Consider the following 9,023-nt stretch of genomic DNA (forward strand, 5'->3'; position numbering starts at 1 on the left):
TCACTGACCTCGGATCTCCAACAGATCTACCACGGCCTGGCCGCCGCCCGAACCGGCCAGGCCGCCCCCACCGAGGGAACCGGCGGCAGCCCGACCGACACCGCCCCGGGCGGCCCACAGCCACCACCTGGCGGCGGCACCCCCGGCGGCGACGACGTGGTAGAAGCCGAGTTCGACCGGGGCTGACCCATGCCAACCGAGACCGACCCATGCCAACCGAGACCGACCCATGCCAACCGAGACCGAACCATGCCAACCGAGACCGACCCATGATGGCGAACGACATGCCGCGCGAACAGCGCCCAGACCGGACCGGCCACGGCGCCGACCAGACCACCGACCAGACCGTGGACCGGAGTAGCGGAGAGGCCACCGCCCGCGCCGGCCCCGTCGGCGCGGACGATCTCCCGACCGAGACTGTCCTGGACAGTGTGGCGCTCGCCACGCAGGTGGACAAGCTGACCGACCGGTGGCGGCGGGCCGCCGCCGACCTGGACAACCTGCGTAAACGGACCCTCCGGGAGCTGGAGCGGGATCGGGCGGCCGAACGGGCCCACGCGGCGGCCGCCTGGCTGCCGGTCCTCGACCATCTCGACCTCACGCTCACCCACGCCGACGCCGACCCCACCTCGCTCGTGGCGGGTGTCCGGACGGTCCGGGACCAGGCCGTGGACGTGCTGGCCCGGCTCGGCTACCCGCGCCACGACGAGGTCGGGGTGCCGTTCGATCCGACCCGGCACGAGGCGCTGGCCGCCGTCGAGGAACCGAACGTCCCAGCCGGCACGGTGGTGGCCGTGATCCGCCCCGGCTACGGCGACACCGGACGGCAGCTACGCCCCGCCGGAGTCGCCGTCAGCCGCCCTCCGGGCGAACCGCCCGGCGAACCACCGGGCGAACCATCCAGCAAACCCAGCGAACCGCCCGGCGGCGCCCGGCAACCAGGCGAGATCGGCCCGGACCCGGGCGGCGCCGGCGGGCCCGCGGAGTGACCGGCCGTGGCCCAGGACTACTACCAGCTTCTCGGTGTCGGCCGGGGCGCGAGCGCCGAGGAGATCCAGCAGGCCTACCGCCGCCTCGCCCGCCGTTACCACCCCGACGTCAACCGCGGCCCGGAGGCGGAGGAGCGGTTCAAGGAGATCGGTGAGGCGTACCGCGTGCTGTCCGACCCGAAGACGCGGGCGCGCTACGACCGGTTCGGCGCGGACTTCCGGCGCATCCCCGAGGACTACGACGAACGGGTGACCGCCGGGCCGGGCTTCGGCCAGGCCCGCCGGGGCTGGAGCCGCACCGGCCGGGTCCAGGCCGAACCGAGCTTCGGCGGCGCCGACTTCGCCGATGGCACCGACTTCGCAGACTTCGCCGAGAGGGGTTTCGGACGCGCCGGCCTCGGTGGCGCGGGCCTCGGCGGGAGCATCTTCGGTGACCTGTTCGATGATCTGTTCGGGGCCCACGGCGCGACCGGGCCGATCCCCGGCGCCGACCAGGAAGCCGAGCTCGAGCTGACCGTCGAGGAGGCCTACCGGGGCGGGCGGCGTCAGATCACCCTCGCCGGCCCCGGCGGGAGCCCACGCAGCTACCAGGTCACCATCCCGCGGGGGGTGGTCGAAGGCCAGCGCATCCGGCTGGCCGGCCAAGGCGGCCGCGGCAGCAGGCACGGCCAGCCCGGCGACCTCTACCTACACGTGAAGATCGCGCCGCATCCGTATTACCGGCTGTCCGGACGAGACATCAACGTCCCGCTGCCGGTCACCCCCTGGGAGGCCGCCCTGGGCGCCCGGGTCCCGGTCACCACCCCCGGCGGCGAGATCAAGGTGCGCGTCCCGGCAGGATCGTCCAGCGGCCGGCGGCTGCGCCTACGCGGCGCCGGCCTACCCAACCCCACCGGCCCGCCCGGCGACCTGCACGCCGAGGTGCGCGTGGCGGTGCCGCCGGCCCTGACCGCCCGGGAACGCGCGCTGTTCGAGCAGCTGGCCGCCGTCTCGGCCTTCGACCCGAGAACGTGAACTCGCCCGACACCGCGTGCCCCGAGGTACGGGGGTGCCCCGAGGTTATGTCCCGTCATCCCGGGAAGGTACCGTCACGTGGACGCCAAGCCGAACACCATTTGCCCAACCTGCCATGGTCGATGCCGCACGGTGTCTCATGTGGCGGGCTTCCGGGCCGGTCAGGTCCGGACCGTGCTGGTGATCGACCCCTGCCGCTGCTGCCACGACCGCGGTTACCTGGTCGGTTTCACCGCACCGGTGTGACCGGCGGCCAGGCCAACGGCGGCCTGAGCGGCGAGTGCCTCGTCGAGGAGACGATCGGCCGCGGTGTGGGGGTCGAGTCCGCCGGCGACGACCTCGTCGGCGAGCTGGTCGATCGCGGCTCCGGGCCGCAGGTCCCCGATCCGCTCCCGCAGCCGGGCGAAGGCGATCCGCGAGATCTCGTCGACCGCGCGCCGACGCCGTCGGCGCTGCAGCTGCCCCGTGCGCAGCAGCCAGTCCCGATGGGCCTCGATCGATTCGACGAGCTCGGCCACCCCCTGCCCGGTGGCGGCGACCGTCCGCACGACCTGCGGACGCCGGTCGTCCTCCCCGCGGCCGGCACCGCCCATCCGGAGCATGGCGGTGAGCTCGTTGACCGTCCGGTCCGCACCCGGCCGGTCGGCCTTGTTGACCACCAGCACGTCGGCGATCTCCAGAACGCCCGCCTTGGCGGCCTGGACGCCGTCCCCCATCCCTGGGGCGACCAGGACGAGCGTGGTGTCCGCCAGGGCGGCGATGTCCACCTCGGCCTGTCCCACCCCGACGGTCTCGATCAGGACGACGTCGAACCCGACGGCGTCGAGAACCCGCAGGGCCTGGGGCGTGGCGGTCGACAGGCCGCCGAGACTTCCGCGCGTCGCCAGCGAGCGGATGAAGACGCCCGGATCGGTGGCGTGCTCGACCATCCGGATCCGGTCGCCGAGCAGCGCGCCGCCGGTGAACGGGGACGAGGGGTCGACGGCCAGCACGCCGACCCGCCGGCCCGCCGCCCGATAGGCGCCCACCAGCGCGGAGGTGGAGGTGGACTTGCCGACCCCCGGCGCCCCGGTGAGGCCGATCACCTGCGCGCCCCCGGTGCGAGGCATCAGCAGCTGCTCGGTTCGCTGCAGGTACGGCGAACCGTCCTCGACCATGGAGATGAGCCTCGCCACCGCACGGCGGTTGCCCGCGACGGCGGCGGTGACGAGTTCGGTCACCGACTCGATCGACGAGCCCACCCGGGTACCATCCCCAACCGTCACGGCCACCTCACTGATCGAGCTCACCAATCGAGCTCGGTGATCGAACTCACTGATCGAGCTCACTGATCGAGCTTGTTGGCGGCCCGTACGACGTCGAGGATGCCCCGGATGATGGCGGTGAGCTCATAGTCCTTGGGCGTGAACACCGCGGCCACCCCGAGTCGGGCGAGCTCGTCCGCGTCCGCCGCGGGGATGATGCCGCCCACGATGACGGGGATCTCACCCGCCCCGGCCGCCCCCAGCCCCGTCAGCACCTGGGGCACCAGGTCGAGATGGGAACCGGAGAGCACCGACAGCCCGACGACGTGCACGTCCTCCTCGACGGCCCCGGCCACGATCTGCGCCGGCGTCAGCCGGATCCCCTGGTAGACAACCTCGAAACCGGCGTCACGGGCCCGCAGCGCGATCTGCTCGGCGCCGTTGGAATGCCCGTCGAGACCGGGCTTACCGACCAGCATCTTCACCGGACGGCCCAGCTCGGACCCCGTGCGCGCCACCCGGGCCCGCAGCTCGTCGAGGGCGGCCCCGCCACCACCGGCGACGGTGGCCTCGCCGACCCCCGTCGGTGCCCGGTACTCCCCGAACACCTCCCGCAGCGTGTCCCCCCACTCCCCCGTCGTGACCCCGGCCCGGGCGCAGGCCAGCGTGGCGGGAACCAGGTTCGCGTCCGTCCCGGCCGCCGTCCGCAGGCCGAGCAGCACCTCCGTCACCGCCCGGTCGTCGCGGGCGGCCCGCCAGGCCGCCAGCTCCGCGCGGGTCGCCTCCTCCAGCGCCGGATCAACCGTCTGGATCGCGGCGGAAAGATCGGCGAGCAGCGGATTCGGCTCGGTCTCGGTGAACCGGTTCACCCCGACGACAACATCCTCACCGCTCTCGATGCGAGCCCGCCGCGCCGCCTGGGACGTCACCAGCTGCGACTTCATATAGCCGCTCTCGACCGCGGCGACGGCGCCCCCCATCTCCTGAACCTGGTCGATCTCCGCCCTGGCCGCGGCCACGAGCTGATCGACCCGCTTCTCCACCACGACCGAACCGGCGAACAGATCGTCATACTCCAGCAGATCGGTCTCATGAGCGAGGATCTGCTGAATGCGCAGCGACCACTGCTGGTCCCACGGCCGGGGCAGGCCCAGCGCCTCGTTCCAGGCCGGCAGCTGCAACGCCCGACACCGCGCGTCCTTCGACAGGGTTACCCCCAGCGCCTCCAGCACAATTCGGATGATGTTGTTCTCCGGCTGGGCCTCGGTCAGCCCCAGCGAGTTGACCTGCACCCCGTACCGGAACCGGCGCTGCGCCGGCTCCCGAACCCCGTACCGGGAGGTCAGCAGCTCATCCCACAACACCGTGAACGCCCGCATCTTGCACATCTCCTCCACGAAACGCTCTCCGGCGTTGACGAAGAAGGAGATCCGACCACACACCTCACCCATCCACTCCGAATCCGCCCGCTCCAGCTCCCCGCGGTCCGCGCCAGCCCGGACCGCGCCAGCCCGGCCCACCGGGATCCCCCGCGCGGCGGCCACGGCATCGAGCACCGCGATCGCCGTGCACATCGAATAGGCCAGTTCCTGAACCGGCGTGGCCCCGGCCTCCTGCAGGTGATAACTGCAGATGTTGATCGGGTTCCAGCGGGGCAACTCGGCCACCGTGTAGGCGATCAGGTCGGTGATCAGGCGCAGCGACGGACCCGGCGGGAAGACATAGGTCCCCCGCGACAGATACTCCTTGATGATGTCGTTCTGGGTCGTCCCGGCCAGCTCCGCCGGATCGGCCCCCTGCTCCTCCGCGACCACCTGGTACAACGCCAGCAGCCACATCGCGGTGGCGTTGATCGTCATCGACGTGTTCATCCGCGCCAGCGGAATCCCGTCGAACAACCGCCGCATGTCACCGAGATGCGCGATCGGCACCCCTACCCTGCCCACCTCGCCACGGGCAAGGGCGTGATCGGGGTCATAGCCCGTCTGCGTGGGCAGATCGAACGCCACCGACAACCCGGTCTGCCCCTTGGCCAGATTGCGCCGATACAGCGCGTTACTCTCGGCCGGGCTCGAATGCCCGGCATAGGTGCGGATGATCCACGGACGGTCCCGCTTCGGCTCCGCCCGGCCCGCGCCCGCCATCTCAGCCTTCCGTCCGGGGTTCCGGCCGGCCAGGCTGCTCGCCGCCGCGTGCCTCGCCGTAGGCCCGCTTGGGCACCATGACCTTGCGGCGGTAGATGCAGACGAGGACGCCGTCCTGGTTGTAACCGCGGGTTTCGACGGTGACGATCCCGCGGTCGTCCTTGCTCTTCGACTCGACCTTGTCCAGGACGGTGGACTCGCCGTAGATCGTGTCACCGTGGAACACCGGCTTCACGTGCCGTAGCGACTCGACTTCCAGGTTGGCGATCGCCTTCCCGGATACGTCGGCCACCGACATTCCCAGCAGCAGGGAGTAAACGTAGTTCCCGACGACGACGTTCCGTTTGAACTGAGTGTTCTCCTCGGCGAAATGAGAGTCCAGGTGCAGCGGATGATGGTTCATCGTGAGCAGGCAGAAGAGATGGTCGTCGTACTCGGTGACCGTCTTGCCCGGCCAGTGCTTGTAAACCGCACCGACCTCGAACTCCTCGAAGTAACGCCCGAACTGCATTTGGAACTCCCTCACCTGATCACAATATACTCAACTCGTCAGAGACGCACCGGCCCCTCAGCCCGGAAGCTGGTACTCCTTCAGCAATGCCCGGCTGATGATGCGCTTCTGTACCTCGGAGGTCCCCTCTCCGATGAGCATGAAGGGGGCCTCCCGGTACAGGCGCTCGATCTCGTACTCCTTGGAGTAGCCGTAGCCGCCGTGGATCCGGAAGGCCTCGGTCGTCACCTCGTGGCAGTACTCGCTGGCAAGGTACTTGGCCATCCCGGCCTCGACGTCGTTGCGCTGCCCGTCGTCCTTCCTGCGGGCGGCGCTGACCATCATCAGATGCCCGGCCTCCACCTTGGTCGCCATCTCGGCGAGCTTGAACGCGATGGCCTGATGCTCCGCGATGGGCCGGCCGAACGTCCGCCGCTGCTGAGCGTAGGCGATACCCAGCTCAAACGCCCGGATCATGATCCCGCAGGCCCGCGCGGCGACGTTGACCCGGCCGACCTCCACGCCGTCCATCATCTGGTAGAAGCCCTGGCCCCGGCCGGCCTCGCCGCCGAGGATCGCCGACGCGGGCACCCGATGGTCGGCCAGCACCATCTCGGTGGTCTCGACCCCCTTGTACCCGAGTTTCTCCAGCTTTCCCGGGATGGTGATCCCGCCGTGTGTCCGGAACCCAGGTTCCTTCTCCAGGAGAAACGTCGTCATGTTCCGGTAGACCGACTGGGCACCCTCGTCGGTCTTGACCAGGGTGGCGACGACGCCGGCGCGGGCGCCGTTCGTCAGCCACATCTTCTGGCCGTTGAGCACGTAGTCATCGCCGTCCCGGTCGGCCCGGGTGGTGATCGCGGAAACGTCGGAGCCACAGCCCGGTTCGCTCATCGAGAACGCCCCGCGGAGCTCGCCGGTGGCCATGACCGGGAGCAGCCGCCGTTTCTGCTCCTCCGAGCCGTGCTGGAGGATCAGGTAGGCGACGATGAAGTGGGTGTTGATGACCCCGGAGACACTCATCCAGCCGCGGGCGATCTCCTCCACGACGAGCGCGTAGGTCAGCAGGGACTCGCCGAGCCCGCCGTACTCCTCCGGGATGGTGATGCCGAACAGGCCCATCTCCTTCATTGCCTCGATGATGTCCTCGGGATACTCATCCCGATGTTCGAGGTCGTTCGCATGGGGAAGAATCTCCTTGTCGACGAAGGTCCGTACCGCCGCAAGGATGTCCCGCTGCACTTCGGTCAGACCGTCGGTCTGCGCGATCCTGCCCATGTTCCGCTCCTGTCGCTGCCCCCGATGCCTGAGGGGAGAGCAGAAACGCACTCAGGCAGCGGGATGGTTTCATCATGGCCACGCGCCGGGTGCCGGCGCGTCGATCCGCCCCGACTCGGACGGATTCAGCCGACCGGTGGTTCGAACTTCACCGTACGCTGCATCCCCGCGGCGCGGCCCTTGCCCGCGACGACCTCGGCCATCTTCCGGCTCGCCTCGTCGATCATCTCGTCGCCGAGCATCACCGCACCGGTCAGACCGCCCGCGGCCGAGGTGTGCCAGGCATAGGCCTCCAGGATCAGCTCGGCATGGTCGTAGTCGGCCTGCCGGGGCGCGTAGATCTCGTTGGCCGCCTCGATCTGGCCCGGGTGCAGCACCCACTTGCCGTCGAACCCGAGTGCCGCGGACCTGCCCGCCACCGCCCGGAATCCGTCCACATCACGGATCTGCAGAAACGGCCCGTCGATCGCCTGCACCCCGCGGGCGCGCGCGGCCTCGAGAATCTTGAACAGCACGTAGTGAAATGGGTCACCCGAATAGTCCGGACTGAGTGCTCCCACCACCAGCGACGGCATGTTCACCGACGCCATGAAATCCGCCGGGCCGAAGATGATCGTCTCGATCCGCGGGCTCGCGAACGCGATCTCCTTGACGTTCGACAGCCCCAGCGCATTCTCGATCTGCGCCTCGATCCCGATCCGGCCCACCTCGAACCCCATGACCTTCTCGATCTGGGTGAGCAGCAGGTCCAGCCACGCCACCTGCTCCGCCGACTGCACCTTCGGCAGCATCACGCAGTCCAGGTTCGCCCCCGCACCCTCCACCACCTCGATCACGTCGCGGTAGGTCCAGCGCGTGGTCAGGTCATTGACCCGCACCACCCGGGTCTTCCCCGCCCAGGCGCCCTCGTTCAGCGCCGCGACCACGTTCGCCCGCGCCGACTCCTTCGCGCCAGGAGCGACCGAGTCCTCCAGGTCACAGAACACCTGATCGGCCGGCAACCCCTGGGCCTTGCCCAGCATCTTCGGCGACGAGCCGGGAACGGCCAGACACGACCGGCGCGAACGCAGCGACACCACTACCCCACATCTCTCACAGGCCGGATTTCGATGAACGGACGAACACCCGGCAGACAGGGACATCGGCGCGGAACCGAGGCTTCGTCCTCCGTCCGCGCGACCCCCGCACCCCCATACCAAGGGTCTCCACCTGTCGCAACCGCCCGATCACAGGAATCGCCCGGTAGTCCGATATTAGCCCATCCGATAATCTTGAATTGTGCATCTAGGTTTTATCACAGTCCCCCGCACCGGGCATCCGATTCATGCTCACTATACGCACCATATTCGTCACTCTACGTAGAGTACCGGTAAGGTACCGGATCGGTCGGCGCGGTGCCTCGGGTGCCGTCCACGGGACGGATCCGCTCCGGTCGGATCAGTCGACCTGGCGCTCGTGGCCCTCCCAGTACGGGGCGCGCAGCTTGAACTTCTGCAGCTTGCCGGTGGCGGTGCGGGCAAGCTGGTCGCGGAACTCCACCGAGGTGGGCGCCTTGTAGGAGGCGAGCCGCTCCTTGCAGTGCTTGATCAAATCCGCCTCGGTCGCCGTCCGGCCCTCGGCGAGCACGACCAGCGCCTTGATCGTCTCACCCCACTTCTCGTCGGGCACGCCGATCACCGCGACCTCGGCCACCGCCGGGTGGCTGAACAGGCAGTCCTCGACCTGGATCGACGAGACGTTCTCACCGCCGGTAATGATCACGTCCTTCTTGCGGTCACTGATTGTCAGGTAGCCCTCGTCGTCGATCACGCCGCCGTCACCGGTGTGGAACCAGCCGCCCGCCAGGGCCCCGGCCGACTCCTGC

The 9,023-nt window shown here is 69.6% G+C and carries 9 protein-coding genes; 3 read left to right on the plus strand and 6 right to left on the minus strand.

Annotation, left to right across the window (positions count from 1 at the left end):
* From AC08ON_RS12315 to AC08ON_RS12325, 3 genes are all read left to right on the plus strand, one after another.
* The coding region (locus tag AC08ON_RS12315; RefSeq protein WP_476617004.1) for a hypothetical protein at positions 1-186 on the plus strand (186 nt) is incomplete at its 5' end.
* A gap of 83 nt (positions 187-269) precedes the next feature.
* On the plus strand, positions 270-989 hold the full coding sequence (locus tag AC08ON_RS12320; RefSeq protein ID WP_476617005.1) for a nucleotide exchange factor GrpE: 720 nt from the start codon (positions 270-272) through the stop codon (positions 987-989).
* 6 nt (positions 990-995) lie between these two features.
* Positions 996-2,003, plus strand: coding sequence for a DnaJ C-terminal domain-containing protein (locus tag AC08ON_RS12325; RefSeq protein ID WP_476608485.1), 1,008 nt, complete (start codon positions 996-998; stop codon positions 2,001-2,003).
* A gap of 215 nt (positions 2,004-2,218) precedes the next feature.
* Here the strand turns inward: AC08ON_RS12325 and meaB are convergent, their stop codons facing one another.
* The 6 genes from meaB to AC08ON_RS12355 all read right to left on the minus strand — a co-directional run.
* The gene (gene meaB, locus AC08ON_RS12330) at positions 2,219-3,268 is read right to left on the minus strand and encodes a methylmalonyl Co-A mutase-associated GTPase MeaB (protein ID WP_232235153.1); all 1,050 of its coding nucleotides are present in this window, start codon (positions 3,266-3,268) and stop codon (positions 2,219-2,221) included.
* Positions 3,269-3,327: 59 nt separating this feature from the next.
* The gene (locus AC08ON_RS12335) at positions 3,328-5,391 is read right to left on the minus strand and encodes a protein meaA (protein WP_476617006.1); all 2,064 of its coding nucleotides are present in this window, start codon (positions 5,389-5,391) and stop codon (positions 3,328-3,330) included.
* 1 nt (position 5,392) lies between these two features.
* On the minus strand, positions 5,393-5,902 hold the full coding sequence (locus AC08ON_RS12340) for a MaoC family dehydratase (RefSeq protein ID WP_476608255.1): 510 nt from the start codon (positions 5,900-5,902) through the stop codon (positions 5,393-5,395).
* Between the two features lie 57 nt (positions 5,903-5,959).
* Entirely contained in the window at positions 5,960-7,159 is a 1,200-nt protein-coding gene (locus tag AC08ON_RS12345) for an acyl-CoA dehydrogenase family protein (protein ID WP_476608253.1), read from the minus strand.
* A gap of 125 nt (positions 7,160-7,284) precedes the next feature.
* The gene (locus AC08ON_RS12350; protein WP_476617007.1) at positions 7,285-8,238 is read right to left on the minus strand and encodes an HpcH/HpaI aldolase/citrate lyase family protein; all 954 of its coding nucleotides are present in this window, start codon (positions 8,236-8,238) and stop codon (positions 7,285-7,287) included.
* 358 nt (positions 8,239-8,596) lie between these two features.
* Positions 8,597-9,023, minus strand: a 427-nt coding sequence (locus AC08ON_RS12355) for an AMP-binding enzyme (protein ID WP_476617008.1), incomplete at its 5' end; no start/stop codon positions are given.

It is taken from the genome of Frankia sp. CoWAU3, from assembly GCF_977971855.1.

Excerpts from the sequence above, each read along its gene's own strand:
- AC08ON_RS12320 (WP_476617005.1), top strand. The coding sequence starts at position 270 with ATGATGGCGAACGACATGCCGCGCGAACAGCGCCCAGACCGGACCGGC.
- AC08ON_RS12335 (WP_476617006.1), bottom strand. The coding sequence starts at position 5,391 with ATGGCGGGCGCGGGCCGGGCGGAGCCGAAGCGGGACCGTCCGTGGATC.
- AC08ON_RS12340 (WP_476608255.1), bottom strand. The coding sequence starts at position 5,902 with ATGCAGTTCGGGCGTTACTTCGAGGAGTTCGAGGTCGGTGCGGTTTAC.
- AC08ON_RS12345 (WP_476608253.1), bottom strand. The coding sequence starts at position 7,159 with ATGGGCAGGATCGCGCAGACCGACGGTCTGACCGAAGTGCAGCGGGAC.